This is a genomic window from Streptomyces sp. NPDC021093 (genome assembly GCF_044333135.1).
GTDB lineage: Bacteria > Actinomycetota > Actinomycetes > Streptomycetales > Streptomycetaceae > Streptomyces.
Map to the genome: position 1 here is coordinate 599,153 of NZ_JBIRQJ010000006.1, position 17,522 is coordinate 616,674.

Annotated in this window: 16 protein-coding genes; 9 read left to right on the forward strand and 7 right to left on the reverse strand. The window is 71.1% G+C overall.

Going from position 1 to position 17,522, the window contains the following annotated elements; all coding sequences use genetic code 11:
• Positions 1 to 352 precede the first annotated feature (352 nt).
• A complete protein-coding gene (locus ACH4SP_RS21585; RefSeq protein WP_398417115.1) occupies positions 353 to 2,251 on the forward strand; it encodes a putative bifunctional diguanylate cyclase/phosphodiesterase in 1,899 nt (632 codons plus the stop codon).
• A 3-nt stretch (positions 2,252 to 2,254) separates the two neighbouring features.
• Here ACH4SP_RS21585 and ACH4SP_RS21590 read toward each other — a convergent pair whose 3' ends face one another.
• The 4 genes from ACH4SP_RS21590 to ACH4SP_RS21605 form a co-directional block, all read right to left on the reverse strand.
• Entirely contained in the window at positions 2,255 to 3,331 is a 1,077-nt protein-coding gene (locus tag ACH4SP_RS21590; RefSeq protein WP_398417116.1) for an LLM class flavin-dependent oxidoreductase, read from the reverse strand.
• Between the two features lie 300 nt (positions 3,332 to 3,631).
• Positions 3,632 to 5,071 carry a serine hydrolase domain-containing protein gene (locus ACH4SP_RS21595; RefSeq protein ID WP_398417117.1) on the reverse strand — a complete coding sequence of 480 codons (1,440 nt, stop codon included), beginning with the start codon at positions 5,069 to 5,071 and terminating at the stop codon, positions 3,632 to 3,634.
• Between the two features lie 165 nt (positions 5,072 to 5,236).
• Complete coding sequence (locus tag ACH4SP_RS21600) at positions 5,237 to 5,953, reverse strand: aspartate/glutamate racemase family protein (protein ID WP_398417118.1); 717 nt, start codon at positions 5,951 to 5,953, stop codon at positions 5,237 to 5,239.
• Position 5,954: 1 nt separating this feature from the next.
• On the reverse strand, positions 5,955 to 6,902 hold the full coding sequence (locus tag ACH4SP_RS21605; protein ID WP_398417119.1) for a decarboxylase: 948 nt from the start codon (positions 6,900 to 6,902) through the stop codon (positions 5,955 to 5,957).
• A gap of 106 nt (positions 6,903 to 7,008) precedes the next feature.
• On the opposite strand from ACH4SP_RS21605, the gene ACH4SP_RS21610 reads away from it, so the two are divergent.
• The 3 genes from ACH4SP_RS21610 (at position 7,009) to glsA (ending at position 11,031) form a co-directional block, all read left to right on the forward strand.
• A complete protein-coding gene (locus tag ACH4SP_RS21610; RefSeq protein WP_398417120.1) occupies positions 7,009 to 7,959 on the forward strand; it encodes a D-2-hydroxyacid dehydrogenase in 951 nt (316 codons plus the stop codon).
• A complete protein-coding gene (locus ACH4SP_RS21615; protein ID WP_398417121.1) occupies positions 7,952 to 9,391 on the forward strand; it encodes an amidase in 1,440 nt (479 codons plus the stop codon). The genes ACH4SP_RS21610 and ACH4SP_RS21615 overlap by 8 nt, the downstream gene beginning before the upstream one ends.
• A 281-nt stretch (positions 9,392 to 9,672) precedes the next feature.
• Entirely contained in the window at positions 9,673 to 11,031 is a 1,359-nt protein-coding gene (gene glsA / locus ACH4SP_RS21620) for a glutaminase A (protein ID WP_398417122.1), read from the forward strand.
• Between the two features lie 40 nt (positions 11,032 to 11,071).
• On the opposite strand, the gene ACH4SP_RS21625 is transcribed toward glsA, so the two are convergent.
• Entirely contained in the window at positions 11,072 to 11,989 is a 918-nt protein-coding gene (locus ACH4SP_RS21625; protein ID WP_398417123.1) for a D-alanyl-D-alanine carboxypeptidase family protein, read from the reverse strand.
• A 290-nt stretch (positions 11,990 to 12,279) separates the two neighbouring features.
• On the opposite strand from ACH4SP_RS21625, the gene ACH4SP_RS21630 reads away from it, so the two are divergent.
• Positions 12,280 to 13,017, forward strand: a complete 738-nt coding sequence (locus ACH4SP_RS21630; protein WP_398417124.1) for a class I SAM-dependent methyltransferase — start codon at positions 12,280 to 12,282, stop codon at positions 13,015 to 13,017.
• Positions 13,018 to 13,043: 26 nt separating this feature from the next.
• Here ACH4SP_RS21630 and ACH4SP_RS21635 read toward each other — a convergent pair whose 3' ends face one another.
• Together ACH4SP_RS21635 and ACH4SP_RS21640 are read right to left on the reverse strand one after the other, a co-directional pair.
• Positions 13,044 to 13,622, reverse strand: a complete 579-nt coding sequence (locus ACH4SP_RS21635; RefSeq protein ID WP_398417125.1) for a hypothetical protein — start codon at positions 13,620 to 13,622, stop codon at positions 13,044 to 13,046.
• Between the two features lie 132 nt (positions 13,623 to 13,754).
• Complete coding sequence (locus tag ACH4SP_RS21640; protein WP_398417126.1) at positions 13,755 to 14,255, reverse strand: DUF3830 family protein; 501 nt, start codon at positions 14,253 to 14,255, stop codon at positions 13,755 to 13,757.
• A 105-nt stretch (positions 14,256 to 14,360) separates the two neighbouring features.
• Between ACH4SP_RS21640 and ehuB the strand changes: the two genes are divergently transcribed.
• Genes ehuB through ehuA form a run of 4 tightly spaced genes read left to right on the forward strand, consistent with a single transcriptional unit; the run spans position 14,361 to position 17,356 of the window.
• A complete protein-coding gene (gene ehuB / locus ACH4SP_RS21645; RefSeq protein WP_398417127.1) occupies positions 14,361 to 15,257 on the forward strand; it encodes an ectoine/hydroxyectoine ABC transporter substrate-binding protein EhuB in 897 nt (298 codons plus the stop codon).
• Positions 15,254 to 15,937, forward strand: a complete 684-nt coding sequence (gene ehuC, locus ACH4SP_RS21650) for an ectoine/hydroxyectoine ABC transporter permease subunit EhuC (protein ID WP_398417128.1) — start codon at positions 15,254 to 15,256, stop codon at positions 15,935 to 15,937. Before ehuB ends, ehuC begins: the two co-directional genes overlap by 4 nt.
• Positions 15,934 to 16,587: an ectoine/hydroxyectoine ABC transporter permease subunit EhuD gene (gene ehuD / locus ACH4SP_RS21655; RefSeq protein WP_398417129.1), complete on the forward strand. Its 654-nt coding sequence runs from the start codon at positions 15,934 to 15,936 to the stop codon at positions 16,585 to 16,587. Before ehuC ends, ehuD begins: the two co-directional genes overlap by 4 nt.
• Positions 16,577 to 17,356, forward strand: coding sequence for an ectoine/hydroxyectoine ABC transporter ATP-binding protein EhuA (gene ehuA / locus ACH4SP_RS21660; RefSeq protein WP_398417130.1), 780 nt, complete (start codon positions 16,577 to 16,579; stop codon positions 17,354 to 17,356). Before ehuD ends, ehuA begins: the two co-directional genes overlap by 11 nt.
• Positions 17,357 to 17,522 lie beyond the last annotated feature (166 nt).

The following is a 17,522-nucleotide window of genomic DNA, read 5'->3' on the forward strand; positions in this document are numbered from 1 at the left end:
CCCCACCCACATTGTTCGGGTTTGGGGGTGAATGCCCTGTTCCAGTGCGCCACTCGGGTACTCGGGACACCCTGCGGCGACACCCCGGTAGGTCACAGAAAGTCACAAGTGGTCAGGAGGATGGCAGGTCAAGGCACACCCGTGCAGAAACGATCGGCCAGTAGGGCGGGCCACCCCGGCGGCCCGGTACCGGGCCGGGATTCGGCGGCGAAGGAGCTGGATCGGCCGTCGGGGCAGCCTCTATGATCGGCACACTTTCCCGCCTGGGATCCGCATCAGGACCGCCGACATCAGGACCTCCGACATCCCCCGACGAAACCTGTTCGACTCCATCGCCCTGCGGGAGCACACCGTGAGCGGAATCCCCGAAGAGTCCGGTTCAGGCCCCGACCCAGTCTCCCCCGCCCCTCTCGTCCCACCCTTCGTCACGGAGCGTCATCCCGAGTACGGCGACTGTCCGGAGTACGACGGGTGCGCGACCCCGGGCGGGCCGGACGACCCGCAGTACCCCCGTGCCCACAGCGGCGGCCGTGACGACGCCGGCGTCCGCGACTACCGGGCCGCCTTCCGGGCCGCCCAGCTGGCGATGGCCCTTCTCACCCCGGGCGGCACCGTCCTCGCCGCGAACACGGCGCTCGGCACGCTGCTCGGCTCCGACCCCGGCCGGCTGGCCGGTACGGAGGCCGCCGACCTGGTGGACCTGGCCTCGGACGCCCGCACCTGGAACGCGTACCGCGAGCTCCTGGACGGACGGCGGACCAAGTTCCGCTGCACCCGCAGGCTCAAGCACCGCGACGGGCACGCCCTGTGGGTGGAGGTCGCGCTCGCCCCCGTACCGGACAGTGAGAACGTGCTCCTTTCGGTCTCCGACATCAGCGACTGGCGCGAGCTCCAGGCCCGGCTGCGGCACCTCCAGATGCACGACCCGGTGACCCGCCTCCCCAACCGCGCGCTGTTCTTCGAGCGGCTCTCGGCCGCCCTGGAGACCTCGACGTACGAGCGCGGCGGGACCGGCCGGATCGGGCTCTGCTACCTGGACCTGGACGGCTTCAAGGCGGTCAACGACACGCTCGGCCACCGGGTCGGCGACCGGCTGCTGACCGCGGTCGCGACCCGGCTGACCCGGTGCGCGGACCAGAACGGTTACGGTCCCGGCGGCGGGTTCCTGGTGGCACGGCTCGGCGGTGACGAGTTCGCGCTGCTCGTGGAGGACTCGACCGGCACCGAGCAGCTGGCGGAGCTGGCGCAGACCGTGCTGACCGCGCTGCAGCAGCCGTTCGACCTGGCCGGGCAGCGGCTCTCGGTGTCCGCGTCGATCGGCGTCGTCGAGCGGTCGGCCGCGGGCACGACGGCGACCGGGCTGATGCAGGCCGCGGACACGACGCTGTACTGGGCGAAGGCCGACGGCAAGGGCCGCTGGACGCTCTTCGACCCGGAGCGCAACGCGCACCGGATGACCCGTCAGGCACTGTCGTCGACGCTGCGTCCCGCCCTGGAGCGGGGCGAGTTCGTGCTGGAGTACCAGCCACTGGTGGACCTGGAGGGCGGCCTGGTGCGGGGGGTCGAGGCCCTGGTGCGGTGGCGGCATCCGCAGTTCGGGACGCTGGCGCCGAATCGGTTCATCGGAATCGCGGAGGAGGACGGCTCGATCGTCCACCTCGGGCGGTGGGTGCTGCGGACGGCGTGCCGGCAGGCGCGGCAGTGGCAGAAGGACCACCCGGAGACCGAGCCGCTCTTCGTTTCGGTGAATGTGGCGGTGCGTCAGGTCTGGGACTCGGACCTGGTGGCCGATGTGGCCGAGATCCTCGAAGAGACGGGGCTCGCACCGGAGTTGCTGCAGCTGGAGCTGACCGAGTCGGCGGTGATGGGCTCGGCGGGACGGCCATTGCAGGCGCTACAGGCGCTGAGCGACATGGGCGTGCACATCGCGATCGACGACTTCGGGACGGGCTACTCGAACCTGGCGTATCTGAGCCGGCTGCCGGTGTCGGTGCTGAAGCTGGACGGCGCCTTCGTACGGGGCTTCCAGGACGAGGCGCACCCGAACCCCGCCGACGAAACGATCGTGGAGGCCCTGGTGCAGCTCGCGCACCGCCTGGGCCTCACCGTCACCGCGGAGTGCGTGGAGACGGCGGGCCAGGCGGCGCGGCTGCGGCGGATCGGCTGCGACACGGGCCAGGGCTGGCTGTACTCGCGGCCGACGGCGCCGGACCGGATCGCGGCGATGCTCTGCGAGCGGGCGGCTTCCTAAGTCCTAGACCGCATGCGGGAGTTGGTACGCGTCGGCGATCAGCTCGTACGAGCGGACGCGGGCCGAGCCGGTGTGCGCGTTGGCGGTGAGCATCAGCTCGTCGGCGCCGGTGCGCTTGGCGAGGTCGTCGAGACCGGCACGGACGGCGTCCGGGGTGCCGTGCACGACGTTCGCCAGCCAGCCGTCGACGAACTCCTGCTCCAGGGAGCTGAATCGGTACGCGGCCGCCTCTTCCGGTGTGGGGATCAGACCGGGGCGGCCGGTGCGCAGACGCAGCATGCTGAGCGCGCCGGTGAGGACCTGGCGGCGGGCCTCGGCCTCGTCGTCCGCGGCGAGGGCGGAGACGCCGATGACCGAGTACGGGGCGTCCAGGACCTCCGACGGGCGGAAGGACTCGCGGTAGAGGTCGAGGGCCGGGATCGTGTTCTGCGCGGAGAAGTGGTGCGCGAACGCGAAGGGCAGCCCGAGCGTACCGGCCAGCCGGGCGCTGAAGCCGGAGCTGCCGAGGAGCCAGATCTGGGGGGTGTTGCTGTGGCCCTGCACAGGCCCCGGGACGGCGTGGATCCGGGAGTAGGGGTGGCCCTCCGGGAAGTCGTCGGTCAGGAACCGGGTCAACTCGGCCAGCTGGCGCGGGAATTCGTCCGCACCCTCGTGGGGGTTGTCGCTGCGGCGCAGCGCGGCGGCGGTGGCGCCGTCGGTGCCGGGGGCCCGGCCGAGGCCCAGGTCCACGCGGCCCGGGGCCATCGCTTCCAGCGTGCCGAACTGCTCCGCGATGACGAGCGGGGCGTGGTTGGGCAGCATGACGCCGCCCGAACCGAGGCGGATCCGGTCGGTGTGGGCGGCGAGGTGGGCGAGGATCACGGCCGGCGACGAACTGGCCACTCCCGGCATGGAGTGGTGCTCGGCCACCCAGTAGCGGTGGAACCCGCGGGCCTCCCCGAGCTTCGCGATCTCGACGCTGGTGCGGAGGGCGTCACTGGGGGTGGCGCCGACGCCGACGGTGGCCAGGTCGAGGACGGAGAGGGGGGTGGGGGCGAGGCCGGTGGCGCTGGCACGGATGGGGTGGGGGGTGGGTTCCACCGGGGATCCTCCTGGGGCGGGTGGGGCGTCTTCCGTACTTCCGTCGTACGGAACGGGAGGGAGGCTCCGGTTATTCCCCACCGGGATGATCGTCGTGCGGGTGCATCGTGGCTGATCGCGCAGTTCCCCGCGCCCCTAAATACCGCCGTCTCCTTGGGCAGCGGGGCCGCCCCCCGGGGGCAGTGGGGTCTCCCCTGCTCCTTAAGAGCTTGGGGAAGGGTGGGCAAGGGGGCGGCCCCCACTGCGGCACGCCCCCACCCGGCCGTCGCACCCCGACACCGCCCCCTCCGCGCCGGCCGCTCACACCTTCGGTGCCGCGCGCATTCCCACGTACACGCACGCCGTCCCGTCCGAAAGCTCCGCGAAGACCACCGGCATGTAGTCCTCGCTGAAGGACGCCCCCGCCCCCGTGCCCGCGAAGACCTTGTCCGTGACCGGGAGCAGGTCCACCGAGAGCGGCGGCGAGAAGTCGGCCATTCCGTCGACGAATTCGTACAGGAGGTGCCCCTCGGTCACCGTCAGGACGACGCCCGCCCTGCGGTAGACGCCGACCAGCGGCGCCCAGTCGACCTCGACCGGCTCGGCCGACGGGGCCAAGGAGTCCGGCATCTCCACGTCGGCGAGTTCGGCGAGGAGTTCGCGCATGAGGGTGGCGTAGATCAGGCGCGCGCTGCCGCCATTGGTGAGGAGCGCGACGGCCACCCCGGCGGAGGGGACGACGCGGAGGTAGGAGTACTGGCCGATGGACGCGCCGTCGTGGCCGTAGCCCCGCGTGCCCTTCCAGTCGTACAGGGTCCAGCCGAGGCCCCAGCCGTCCGAGCTGACCGTCCACCTGTCGGGGACGTCCGTCTCCCACTGCTGCATGGCGGAGACGGCGGCGGTGGAGAGGATGCGGGTGCCGTCCTGTGCGACGCCGCCGTCCAGGTGCATGCGGGCCAGCCGGACCACGTCGCCCGCGCTGGCGATCACCCGGCCGTACGGGCCCGCCGAGCGCGGCATCATGTCCCAGGCGGGGGCCGGGTCGGGCATCTCGCCCGGCTCGCCCAGGTGCCCCATCGCGGCCCGGAAGGCGAGTGCCTCCTCGGGGAGGGTCATGGTGTGGGTCGCGCCGAGCGGGGCGAGGACCCGGGTCTTCAGCGCCTCGTCCCAGGTCTGGCCGGTCAGAACCTCCGCGATGCGGCCCAGGACGTTGTAGGCGATGCCGCTGTACGAGACGGCGGTGCCCGGCGCGCAGTCCAACGCCACTCCTGCGCTGGCTTCCAGGAAGCGGGCCAGGCAGTCGTCGCCGCGCCCGCTGTCGTAGGTGAAGTCACAGGTCAACCCACTGGTGTGGGAGAGGAGTTGGCGGGTGGTGATCCGCTTGGTGGCCTCGGGGTCGGCGGTGACGAACTCCGGCAGGACGGACACGACCGGTGCGTCGATGTCGAGGAGGCCCGAGTCGGCGAGCTGCATCACCAGGGTGGCCGTGTAGAGCTTGGCGATCGAGCCGAGCTGGAAGACCGAGTCGGTGGTCGTCTCCACCCCGGTGCCCCGGTGCAGGAGGCCGCTGGCGAGCTCGTGCACCTCGCCGTCGACCAGCACGGCGAGCGAGGCGCCGGGGACGTGGTGCGCGGCGCACAGTTCGTCCAGCCTGGCCTGCCAGCGGGCGAGTTCGACGGTCCGGGCGGTGGAGCCCTTGACCCCCCACGCGCCCGCGGCCTTCCACTCGCCCTGCTCGTTCCAGCTCATGTTCTCCGTCATGACTACCCCCGTATGTGTGTGGGTCGAACGCCCGTCGCGTTCCCGATGCGCACACTGTACGCACGACGGAACGGTGTGCGCAAGAGGGAAAGGGAGAGGCGGCCCGCGTGATCAATCAAACGCAGGGGCCGCCCAGTTGGCGCCGACGGGTACCGGGGTGCCCAGCTACCCCCCGAACAGCACTCCCAGCCCCTTCGCCCGCACCCGCCGCTCCGCCAGCCGGAGACCCTCCCAGACCGTGACCTGGTTGGCGGTCAGGACGGGTTTGCCCAACTCCCTCTCCAGGTCCGTCAGATACGCCGCCGTGTGCAGCGCCGTGTCCGGGAGGAGGACCGCCTCCGCGTCCGGATGGTCGCCCGCGCGGGCCAGCGCGAGGACCTCGGCACGGCCCCAGGTGCCGACCTCGGCCGCCGTGACGATGCCGCTGCCCCGGGTCGAAACGACCTCCGTACCCGCCGACTTGAGGAAGTCGTGGAAGAGTTCCGCGACGTCCGACGGATAGGTGGCGGCGACCGCGACGCGGCGCGCGCCCAGTTCCCGTACGGCATGGGCGAAGGCGAAGGACGTGGAGGAGGCGGGGAGGCCCGCGTGCAGGGCCAGGCGGCGGACCTGGTCGTGGGCGCCGTCGAGGCCGAACACGAAGCTGGCGCTCGTACAGGCCCAGACGACCGCTTCCGCGCCCGCGAGGCGCAACTCCTCGACGCCCGCCGCGAGTCGGTCCTCGGAGCCCATCTCCAGGAGTGCGTCGACGCGGTGGGCGTCGGTGCCGATGTCGGTGTGGACCAGTGGCAGACGGACGTCGGGGGCGGCGAGCATCATTTCGATGCGCGGGTAGTCGTCCTCGGCGGAATGGCCGGGATAGAGGAATCCGATCGCTGTCATGTCAGGTCGGGCCTTCCTGCTCGGGGAACTCGGAGAGCGGAGGGGGGTCCTGGAACGCCGCCGGCAGCGCGGGCGGCAGCAGCTCCACGGGCGGCAACAGCTCCACCGGCGGCAGCAGCTCCGCGGGCCGCACCACCTCCGCGGGTGGCAGCAGCTCCGCAGGCGGCAGCAGCTCCGCGGCCTCCGGCTGCGACTGCGTCCTGGAGGCCATCAGCAGCTGCTGGTAAGGACCGACCGCCTGCGCGCCGAGCCGGCGCAGCGCGGACCACATGGTGACCTGGTTCGCGGAGATGACGGGCATCCGCAGCTCCGCCTCCAGCTGTGGAATCACGTCGTACGTGGGGAGGTTGGTGCAGCTGATGAAGAGGCAGTCGGCCGCGCCGACCACCGCCTGCCGGGCCATGTCCACCACATCCCGGTAGGGGACCTTCCAGATGTGCCGGGTGAGCCCCAGGAACTCCCTTCCGGTGATGACGATGCCCGCTTCCGCCAGGTACTCCTCCAGCGACTGCGTCACCGACTCCGTGTACGGGGTGACCAGGGCGATCCTTCGCGCGCCCAGTTCACCGAGCGCCTCCAGGAGCGCGCCGGACGTGGTCACCGACGGCAGGTCCCCGGCCTGTGTCTCGCCGGCCCGGGACATCGCCTCGCACATGGCGCGTTCCCCTGCGGTGCCGCCGACGAAACTTCCGGAGGTGCAGGCGTACGCGACGACCTGCGGTTCGACCGCGATCAGGGCCCGGACCGCCTCGCGCAGCGTCTGGTGCTCGCTGACCAGCCGGGCCAGGTCGAGGCTGACCTCGACGGGGACGAAGGGAGTTCGGGTGAGATGGAGGGAGATGCCGTCCGGCACCCACCGCCAGAGCTCCCGGTCGAGTGCGAAGTCGAAGGGGGCCACCACTCCCACGCCGCGTTGCGGCTGTGGCCCACCGAGAAAGTCAATGTCCAATGCGGCCCCCAGATACGGGTGTTGACGACCGTAGGGTGCGGGTACGAGTGTGGTCAATCCGTACACCATCTGCGTATGTCAGACGTTACGAAACGGTTTCTCCGCCATGACTGATGTGACCCTTCTTGTCCTTGACGCCGAACCACTGCCCCGTCTCGGCAACCTGACCGGACGGACCCGCATTCTGCACGGTGACGATTCGACGATCCGGAGTCAACTACCGGAAGCGGATGTGCTCCTGGTGTGGGACTTCCTTTCGGATGCGGTACGGCGCGCATGGCCGGGCCCCGGCGCACGCCCGCGCTGGGTGCACACCGCGAGCGCCGGGGTGGACCATCTGATGTGTCCGGAACTCGCCGCTTCCGACACGGTGGTCACCAACGCGCGCGGCATCTTCGACCAGCCGATGGCGGAGTACGTCGCCGGTCTCGTCCTCGCCGCGGCGAAGGACTTCCTGGGCACGAACGAGCTGCAGCGGCAGCGCCGTTGGCACCACCGGGAGACGAGGCGGGTGGCCGGGACGCGGGCCGTGGTGGTCGGCTCCGGGCCCATCGGGCGGGCGATCGCGCGGACCCTGGAGGCGCTGGGGGTGACCGTCGCCGTGACCGGGCGCACCGCCCGGCCCGGCGTGCACGGCCCCGGCGAACTGCTCCCCCTCCTGGCCCGCGCCGACTGGGTGGTGTGCGCGGCACCGCTGACGGACACGACCCGGGGCATGTTCGACGCGCGGGCCTTCGACGCGATGAACCCGGCGGCGTACTTCATCAATGTCGGGCGGGGTCAGCTGGTCGTGGAGAGCGACCTCCTGGCCGCCCTCGCCAAGCGGTGGATCGCGGGCGCCGCACTGGACGTCTTCACCCAGGAACCACTCCCCCCGGAGAGCCCGCTGTGGGACGTGCCCGGCCTCACCGTGTCCCCGCACATGAGCGGCGACGTGCTGGGGTGGCGGGACGAACTGGCAGCCCAGTTCGTGGAGTTGTACGACCTTTGGGAGAGCGGTGGGCCTCTTCCGAATGTAGTCGACAAGAATGTTGGGTACGTCCCCATGCATGACTGAAGCGACGGAACCGAGTGCACCCACGTCCCTCACCGCCTTCACCGCCCGCCAGCTGCTCGCCGCGTACGAGAAGGGCGAGCTGTCGCCCGTGGAGGCGACCCGGGCCGTACTGGAGCGGGCCGAGGCGATCCAGCCGGCCCTGAACGCCTTCGTCTCGATCGACCACGAGGGCGCCCTGGAGCAGGCCCGCGCGTCCGCCGAGCGGTGGCGCAGGCGGGAGCCCCGGGGCCTGCTCGACGGGGTGCCGGTCACGGTCAAGGACCTGCTCCTGACCGCGGGCACACCGACCCTGCGCGGCTCCAACGCCGTGTCGGCGGACGCCAGTTGGGTGGAAGACGCACCTTCCGTGGCACGGCTGCGGGAGCACGGGGCCGTCCTGGTCGCGAAGACCACCACCCCGGAGTTCGGCTGGAAGGGCGTCACGGACTCGCCGCGCTTCGGCGTCACCCGCAATCCGTACGACCAGAACCGGACCTCGGGCGGTTCGAGCGGCGGGAGCGCGGTGGCCGTGGCGGCGGGCGCCGGGCCGCTGTCGGTCGGCACGGACGGGGGCGGCTCGGTCCGGATCCCGGCCTCCTTCTGCGGGATCTTCGGCATGAAGCCCACGTACGGCCGGATCCCGCTCTACCCGTCGAGCCCCTTCGGCACGCTCTCGCACGCGGGGCCGATGGCGCGGGACGCGGCCGACGCCGCCCTGATGCTGGACGTCATGGCCGGGGAGGCGGACTGGCGGGACTGGTCGCAGTCGGCGGTGACGGACGACGCGGAGACCAGGACCGGTCTGCGGGACGGGGTGCGCGGGCTGCGGGTGGCGTACTCGCCGACGCTGGGCGGACAGGTGAAGGTGGCGCCGGAGGTCGCGGCCGCGGTACGGGGCGCGGTCGAGAGGCTCGCCGATCTCGGCGCGTACGTGGAGGAGGCGGACCCGGACTTCGCGGACCCGGTGGAGGCCTTCCACACGCTGTGGTTCAGCGGGGCCGCCCGGGTGGTGCAGGGCTTCGGGCGCGAACAGCGGGACGGCCTGGACCCCGGCCTGCGCGAGATCTGCGGGGCCGGGGCGCGGCTGAGCGCGCTGGACTACCTGGCCGCGGTGGACGCCCGGATGGAGCTGGGGCGGCGGATGGGCCGCTTCCACACGGCGTACGACGTCCTGGTGACGCCGACGCTGCCGGTGACGGCCTTCGAGGCGGGTGCGGAGGTGGCGAGGGGGTCGGGGCTGCGCAGGTGGACGGGCTGGACCCCGTTCACGTACCCCTTCAACCTGACGCAGCAGCCCGCGGCGACGGTGCCGTGCGGGACGGACGCGGGCGGGCTGCCGGTGGGGGTGCAGCTGGTCGCCGCCAGGCACCGGGACGGGCTGGTGCTGCGGGTGGCGGAGGCGCTGTACGGGGCGGGGGTGGGGGTTCCGGCGCCGGGAGCGGTGGGGGCGTAGGGGCTGCGGCGCCCGCGGGGGCCGTCGGGGGCTCCGGGCCCGCACCGCGCCTGTGACCGGCGTGCACCGCGCCTGTGACCGGCGTGCACCGCGCCTGTGACCGGCGTGCACTGCGCCCGTGACCGGCGTGCACCGCTCCCCCGCCCGCACCGCGCCTCCGCCCTGCGCGGTCACCCGTGTGGGCCGGCTCCGGCTGTGGCGGCCGGTGACCGTACTTACGGTCTGGGTACGGCACGGCCGGTCCGTGCCGGGCGGGTGAAGCGGGAGCAGGAGCAGGAGGCGTGAGGCAATTCATGGATCCGGTGACGGAGTCCCTCAGCGAACTCCACGAGCGCATCGGCGCACTGCGGGGCGGCGAGGTCGCCTCCTACATCCCGAAGCTCGCCCAGGCCGACCCGGACGACTTCGGGATCGCCCTCACCAGCATGGCCGGCCATCGTTACCAGGCCGGGAAGGCCGATGCCCACTTCAGCATCCAGTCGGTCTCCAAGCCCTTCGTCTACGCCCTGGCCCTGACCGACCTGGGGCCCGACGAGATGCTCAGACGCGTCGGCGCCGAGCCGAGCGGCGAGGCCTTCAACGCCATCAGCCTGGAGCCCGGCACAGGACGGCCCGCCAATCCGATGGTCAACGCCGGTGCGATCGCCACCACCGCCCTGGTCAAGGCGGCCGACCCCGAAGAGCGGTCCGCCCGCATCCTGGACTGGCTGTCCGCCTTCGCCGGCCGCCGCCTCGACCACGACGAGGAGGTGTACGCCTCCGAGGCCGCCAGCGGTGACCGCAACCGCGCGCTGGCCTATCTGATGCGCTCGGCCGGATCGCTGGACGACGACCCCTACTCCGTGACCGACACCTACTTCCGCCAGTGCGCCGTCCGGGTCACCGCGGCCGACCTGGCGGTCATGGCCGCGACCCTGGCCAAGGGCGGCCTCAACCCGTGCACCGGCGAGCGCGTGGTGACCCAGGACGTCGCGGTGCGGACCCTGGCGATCATGGCCACCTGCGGCATGTACGACGGGGCAGGGCAGTGGCTGCTGAACGTCGGGCTGCCCGCCAAGAGCGGCGTCGCGGGCGGCTTGATCGCGGCCAGCCCCGGCCGGTTCGGCGTCGCGCTCTACAGCCCGCCGCTGGACGCGGAGGGCAACTCCGTACGGGGCGTGGCCGCCCTCACCGAGATGTCCGAACGGTTCGCGCTGCACCTCATGCACGCGCCGGTGCACCTGACGGCCACCGTCACCGACACCGTGCACGCGGCGCGCTCCTCCCGGGTGCGCGATCCGGGACAGGCGGCGGCCCTGGACCGCGACGGGCGGCGCATCGCCGTCGTCGGTGCCCAGGGCGACCTGGAGTTCACCGAGACCGAACAGCTGTTGAACGCCGTGGCGCACGTCGTCCCGGCCGATCCCGGCGGCGTGGTCCTGGACCTCACGGCGGTCACGGCCGTCGGCGCCGGCCCCGCCACGATGCTCGCCGCGACGCTGGCGGACCTCGAACATCGGGGCCACCAGGTCGCCGTCGCCGTCCAGCAACCGTTCCTGAAGGACGCCGTCGGCCACCCCGGCCGCTGGACGGACACCCGCGACGACGCCGTGGCCTGGTGCGAGGACCGGTTCCTCACGGAGCGGCCCGCTGCCTCTTGAAGCGGAGCGGCCCACCTACCGCTCGAAGCGGGGTGTCCCGCTACTTCTTGAAGCCGTAGTCGAGCAGCCGGCCCGCGTCCTTCGCCCGGTTCACGTCCGACGACGAGGCGAGGAGCGTGCCGTAGAGGGTCTTGCTGCCGCGCTTGGTGGCGAAGACCAGGCAGTACTTGGCGTTGGGGCCCGACCCCGTCTTGATGCCGAGGGTGCCCGGGTAGCTGTTGAGCAGCGGGTTGGTGTTGGTCCACGCCATGGTGCGCCGGCCGCCGGACCTGGTGGCGGTGCGCTGCTTGGTGGACCTGGTGGCGACCACGGCCCGGAAGGTGGTGTTCTTCATCGCGCTCACCGCGAGTCTGGTGAGGTCGCGGGCCGTGGAGTAGTTGCCCCTGCCGCCTCCGCCGTCGAAGGAGTCGAAGTGGGTGTTCTTCAGGCCGAGCGAGCGAGCGGTGGCGTTCATCTTCCCGATGAAGGACTTCACCCGCGCGTCCCGTGTCCCGCCCGTACCGAACTTGTCGGCCAGCGCGTACGCCGCGTCGCAGCCGGACGGCAGCATCAGCCCGTACAGCAGCTGGCGGACGGTGACCCTGTCGCCGACGATCAGGCGGGCCGAGGAGGCGGAGTTCCTGACGATGTAGTCGCTGTACGCCTTCTGCACGGTGACCTTGGCGTCCAGGTCGAGGCCCTTGCTGGCGAGCACCACCTTCGCCGTCATGATCTTGGTGGTCGAGCCGGTGGGCAGGCGGGTGTCCGCCCCCTTCGCGTACAGGGTCCTCCCCGTGCCCGCGTTCATCAGGAAGGCGCCCCTGGCGGTGACGGTGGGGGCCTTGGGGGCGGCGAGCGCGGGGGCGGCCGTACCGGCGGCCGCCGGGGCGAGGGCCTGTGCCGGGGCGAGGGCCGCCCCGGTGGCCAGGACGGACCCGGCGGTGGCGGCGGTGACGGCGACGGCCGACACGCGGCGCACCCGCGTCCTCCTGGATCCGCCGGTTCCTCTGGTTCCGCCGGATCCTCCGGTTCCTCTCGTTCCGCCGGTTCCCCTGGTTCCGCTGTTTTCGTTCGTTCCGATCTTCACGCTGAGTGCTCCAGATGCCCATATCGTCCGGCCACATGAGGATGTCGCCTACCCGCCTGACGAATGAGGCGGCACGGGGGCACGGCTTCCGCCGGAATTTCCCACTGGATCGTCAGTCCCGGCCCAGGAACGGCCGAGGATCGCCTTTTCCCCGCCGCCCGCCCCGTGTTGCGATGCGTCCCATGGATCACATCGTGCGCAAGGGATACGAGGGCACCGGGCCCGGGGCGATCACCCCCGACGGGTGCGCGGTGGAGCTGTACCGGCGGCTCCCCGTCTTCGACGAGCCGAAGTGGCTGGCGCTGGCCGCCCCGAGCCGACCGGGTGCCCGCCTCCTGGAACTGGGCGCCGGTGTCGGCCGGCTCACCCGCCCGCTGAACGAGCAGGGCTTCATCGTCACCGCGGTAGACGAGTCCGCCGAGATGCTCGCGGAGGTACGGGAGTGGCTCCCCCGGGTGCGGGTCGTACGGAGCCCCATCGAGTCCCTCGACCTGCCCGGTGAGCGCTACGACGTCGTGGTCCTCATGTCCTTCCTCGTCCACGCGGGCGCGGAAGGACTGCGCGAGGGCTTCCTGCGGACCTGCCGCCGCCATGTCGCCGACGACGGCGTCGTGGTGATCCAGCGGGAGGCGGCCGGCCGGCACGAGGGGCTGCCCGTCGAGCGGCAGTACCCCGACGGCGGGCTTGTCCGCATCGTCTCCTCGGAGCCCGCCGCGGGCGAGGGCCGTCCCGGGACCCGGTCCGTGCACGTCCAGTACGAATTCCCCGACGCGCACTGGACGCAGACCTTCCTCTCGTGCCCGCTGACGGAGCAGGAGTTCGAGACGGCGCTGGAGGAGGCGGGGCTGAAGGTGGACGCCTACCTGGACCCGGAGCGGACGTGGGTACGGGCCGTTCCGGTGGGTGCCAGGCCCGCCTGAGCCGACCCCGCCCGACCCCGCCCGGCTCAGCCCTGCGGCGGGGCGGCGGTCAGCTCGGCGAGGCGGGCCTCCAGCCGGTTCTGGCGGGCCTCGATGCGCGCCGCCACGCCGAACGGGGAGGCCAGATAGCCGCCCGCGGCGAGCAGCGCCACGCTGAACAGGACGTTCCCGGCGAGGAACTGCAGGAGCGCGAAGAGCAGCAGCACCGCGGCGAGGACGGGGCGCGCCCAGCGCGCCCCCGTCTTCTTGCTGTTCTGCAGCTTGAGCAGCCGGACCATCGCGTGCCGGGCCACCGGGTCGTTCGGTATCTGCTCCCGCCGCGAGAGCCGCATGACCGCCGCCAGCCGACGGTGCGAGAGGCCCGTCTCGGACCTGAGCCGTTTCAGCGCCCGGGTGTTCAGCCAGATCAGGAGCGCCGCCACCAGCAGGGCGACGGCACTCACCCGGATCCCGGGCCCCGTACCGGACAGCCAGCCGATCCCGGACACGGCGCAGGCCCCGACGAGGATCGCCGTGTTGCCGGCCCACTGCGCGTCGTGCCAGCGCCACTCCCCCTCCCAGTCCACGTCACTGCCGCCGCTCTCGTACTCGGGTCTCGCGTCCACGGTCCGCTTCCGTTCTTCGGGTCCTTCGGGTCCACTGCCGGGGCGGATGGTACGGAGCGTGGGCGTGGGAGCCAACTGCGGTGCGGTGTCGGACTTTTCATCACCGGTGTCGGACTTTTCGTCATGCGCTCCCTACGACCGCCGGAAGCTGAGCGTCTCCCCCACCGCCCCCGCCCGCCACAGGTCCTGGCAGGCGTCCGCCATCCGGTCCAGGCCCTCCACGACCGTGCCCCACACGATGCCCGGGACCCAGCCCTGGTCGCCGTTGAGGAGCAGGTTGTTGCGCTCGTAGAAGAGGGCGAGGTCGACGATGGTGGGGCGGTCCTGGCGGATGTGCTCGGCGGAGTAGCCGTGGGAGCCGGTGGCCAGTTCCGTACCGGCGAAGGAGAAGTAGCAGAGGTCGCCGGGGATGGGGGTGACGGTGGGGTTCTCCAGCGGGGGTTCCGCGTCGGCGAAGGACGGGAAGAGCGCGTAGATCTCGTTGCGGGCGTACTTCGCGTGGTAGACGTCGCCGCCGAGCGGGAGGGCGTCCCAGACCGCCCGGCAGGTGAGCGGGGCCAGGGAGTCGAGGAGTTTCGCGGTGCAGTGCACACCACGCTTGTCGAGCGAAATATCCACGAATCGGTCGGTCATCCTCCCATCGTGCGCAGTGGTTTGCTCCCGTCAAGGGGGCATCAGCCGCCCCGTCGGCCGGAATTGAGTGGAGTAATCCGTGCGGTCTCGGGTAGCCGCGCGCCCATGGCTCCTACGAGAAGTGAAGAGAGTGGAAAACGAAGGCCGGTGTCGAGGCGTGCCCTGCTGGCGGGCGGTGCGGCGCTGGGCGCGGCGGGGGCGCTCGGGGTCGCGGGCTGCAGCAAGGTGCCGACCGGGGACACGCTCGCCCGGCTGAAGTCGCAGGGCATCGTGCGGTTGGGAATCGCAGGTGAGGCGCCGTACGGCTACATCGACGAGCAGGGGAACTTCACCGGTGAGGCGGTCGAGCTCGCGAAGGTGATCTTCAAGCGGCTCGGCATCGGGAAGGTGCAGCCGGTCGCGACGGACTTCTCGTCGCTGATTCCGGGGCTCAACTCCCAGCAGTTCGACGTCGTTTCAGCCGGTATGTACATCAACAAGGACCGGTGCGCGCAGGTCATCTTCGCCGATCCGGAGTACCAGATGCTGGACTCCTTCATCGTGCCGAAGGGCAACCCGAAGAAGCTCACCTCGTACCAGGACATCAAGAAGTCCGGCGCGAAGATGGCCACCGGCACCGGGTACGCGGAGATCGAGTACGCGATCGCCGCCGGCATCCCGGAGAAGGAACTGGTGATCCTCCAGGACCCGGTGGCCGGGCTGAACGCCGTGGAGTCGGGGCGCGTCGACGTCTTCGCAGGTACGGCGCTGACCGGCCGCGGCGTGGTCAGGAAGAGCACGAAGGCGGAGGCCACCGAGCCGTTCGCGCCGGTGGTCGGCGGCAAGAAGAAGATCGACGGCGGCGGCTTCGCCTTCCGCAGGCTGGACGGCGAACTGCGGGACGCCTTCAACGTGGAGATCCACAGGATGAAGAAGAGCGGCGAGCTGTTCCGGATCCTCCAGCCGTTCGGCTTCACGAAGTCCGAGATGACGACGCTGACGGCCGAGGAGCTGTGCCGATGAGCGCGGGACTGTGGCAGCAGTGGATCCTGCCCGGGATCTGGACGACCATTCAACTCACCGTCTACTCGGCCCTGTTGGCGGGCGTCGTCGCCTTCGTGATCGGGATCGCGCGGACCAACCGGCTGTGGATCGTTCGCTTCCTGGCGGGTGTCTACACGGAGGTGTTCCGCGGGACCTCGGCACTGGTGCTGATGTTCTGGCTGTTCTTCGTGGTGCCGGGGCTCATCGGGTGGGCGTTCGTACCCATGTGGGCCGCCGTGCTCGCACTGGGCCTGTCCTACGGTGCGTACGGTGCGGAGGTCGTGCGCGGCGCGCTCGCCTCGGTCTCCCCCGCGCAGCGCGAAGCGGGGGTCGCGCTGAACTTCACGCCGTGGCAGCGGATGCGGCTGATCCTGCTGCCGCAGGCGGTGCCGGAGATGATCCCGCCGTTCAACAACCTCTTGATCGAGCTGCTGAAGGGCACCGCACTGGTGTCGCTGCTCGGGATCGGCGACGTGTCGTTCGCCGCCTACCTGGTGCGGCTCGCCACCCAGGAGAGCGCGCAGATCTACTCGATCACCCTCGTCATCTACTTCGTGATCGCGTTCGTCCTGACGCGCGGCATGAAGGCGCTGGAGCGCAAGTCCAAGGCCGGGATCGGGATTGACGTGAAGGCGCAGATCTCCGGGGGGACGCGATGAGCAACTGGGACTGGTCCGCGGCCCTGGACTTCATGCCGCGCTTCTGGGACGGGGTGCTGCTCACCCTCCAGGTGCTGGCGCTCGGCTCGCTCCTTTCGTTCTCGCTGGGTCTGGTGTGGGCCTTCGGGCTCAGGTCGGCCTCGAAGTTCGTACGGTGGCCGGTGAACGTCGTCACCGAGTTCATCCGCAACACCCCGCTGCTGGTGCAGCTGTTCTTCCTGTTCTTCGTGCTGCCGGAGTGGGGCGTGCAGTTCTCCGCGATCACCACCGGCACCGTCGCGATCGGGCTGCACTACTCGACGTACACCGCACAGGTCTACAAGGCGGGCATCGACGCCGTACCGGTCGGCCAGTGGGAGGCGGCGACCGCGCTCAGCCTGCCGACGCACCGCACCTGGTTCGCGGTGATCCTCCCGCAGGCGATCCGGCGCATCGTGCCCGCGCTCGGCAACTACGTCGTCTCGATGCTGAAGGACACGCCGCTGCTGGCCGGCATCAGCGTGCTGGAGATGCTCCAGCAGGCCCGGCTGGAGAGCGCGTCCACCTTCCAGTACACCGAGCCGCTGACGGTCGTCGGCATCGCCTTCATCCTCATCGCCTACCCGGCGTCCCTTCTGCTGCGAGCCCTGGAGCGTCGTCTTGTCCGCTGAAACCGCTGATTCCGTCCAGACCCCGGCCGCCGACGAGTTGATCAAGTTCGACAACGTCACCAAGCGGTTCGGGAAGAACACCGTCCTGGACAACCTGTGCTTCTCGGTCCGGCCGGGCAAGCACGTGACCCTGATCGGGCCCTCCGGGTCCGGCAAGACCACCATCCTGCGGCTGCTGATGACGCTGATGAAGCCCGAGGAGGGCACCATCCACGTCAACGGGCAGCAGCTCTTCCCCTCGCGGGGCGAGAAGCAGCTGCGGGAGGTGCGCAAGAACATCGGGATGGTGTTCCAGCAGTTCAACCTCTTCCCGAACATGACCGTGCTCCGCAACATCACCGAGGCGCCGGTGCGCGTACTCGGCCTGTCCAAGGACGAGGCCGAGCAGCGGGCCCGCGACCTGCTCGACATGGTCGGCCTCGGCGACCGGTGCGACGCCAAGCCGACGCAACTGTCCGGCGGCCAGCAGCAGCGGGTGGCGATCGCACGGGCGCTGGCCATGCGGCCGCAGGTCCTCCTCCTCGACGAGGTGACATCGGCGCTCGACCCGGAGCTGGTGGCCGGCGTCCTCGACGTGCTGCGCGACATCGCCCGTACGACCGACATCACCATGCTCTGCGTGACGCACGAGATGAACTTCGCCCGGGACATCTCGGACGACGTCCTGATGTTCGACTCCGGGCGGGTCATCGAGTCGGGTCCGCCGGAGAAGATCTTCGGCGACCCGGAGCACGAGCGCACCCGGGAGTTCCTGGGCGCGGTGCTCTGACGCCACACGAATTGCGACCTGCCTCCGGCATATGCCGGAGGTGCACAGACCCAGCTCACGGGCCCCGGGTCCGAATGCCCGCGCGAGCCGATTTGTCAACCCCCGCCCCTGCGGCGGGGGTTGACGGCTATCGTGGCTTGAGACGCACGAACGGCGCGACACGAAC

Coding starts and splice junctions, on each gene's coding strand:
- ACH4SP_RS21595 (WP_398417117.1), bottom strand. CDS start 5,071: ATGACGGAGAACATGAGCTGGAACGAGCAGGGCGAGTGGAAGGCCGCG.
- ACH4SP_RS21600 (WP_398417118.1), bottom strand. CDS start 5,953: ATGACAGCGATCGGATTCCTCTATCCCGGCCATTCCGCCGAGGACGAC.
- ACH4SP_RS21610 (WP_398417120.1), top strand. CDS start 7,009: ATGACTGATGTGACCCTTCTTGTCCTTGACGCCGAACCACTGCCCCGT.
- ACH4SP_RS21615 (WP_398417121.1), top strand. CDS start 7,952: ATGACTGAAGCGACGGAACCGAGTGCACCCACGTCCCTCACCGCCTTC.
- ACH4SP_RS21630 (WP_398417124.1), top strand. CDS start 12,280: ATGGATCACATCGTGCGCAAGGGATACGAGGGCACCGGGCCCGGGGCG.
- ACH4SP_RS21640 (WP_398417126.1), bottom strand. CDS start 14,255: ATGACCGACCGATTCGTGGATATTTCGCTCGACAAGCGTGGTGTGCAC.
- ehuB (WP_398417127.1), top strand. CDS start 14,361: ATGGCTCCTACGAGAAGTGAAGAGAGTGGAAAACGAAGGCCGGTGTCG.
- ehuC (WP_398417128.1), top strand. CDS start 15,254: ATGAGCGCGGGACTGTGGCAGCAGTGGATCCTGCCCGGGATCTGGACG.
- ehuD (WP_398417129.1), top strand. CDS start 15,934: ATGAGCAACTGGGACTGGTCCGCGGCCCTGGACTTCATGCCGCGCTTC.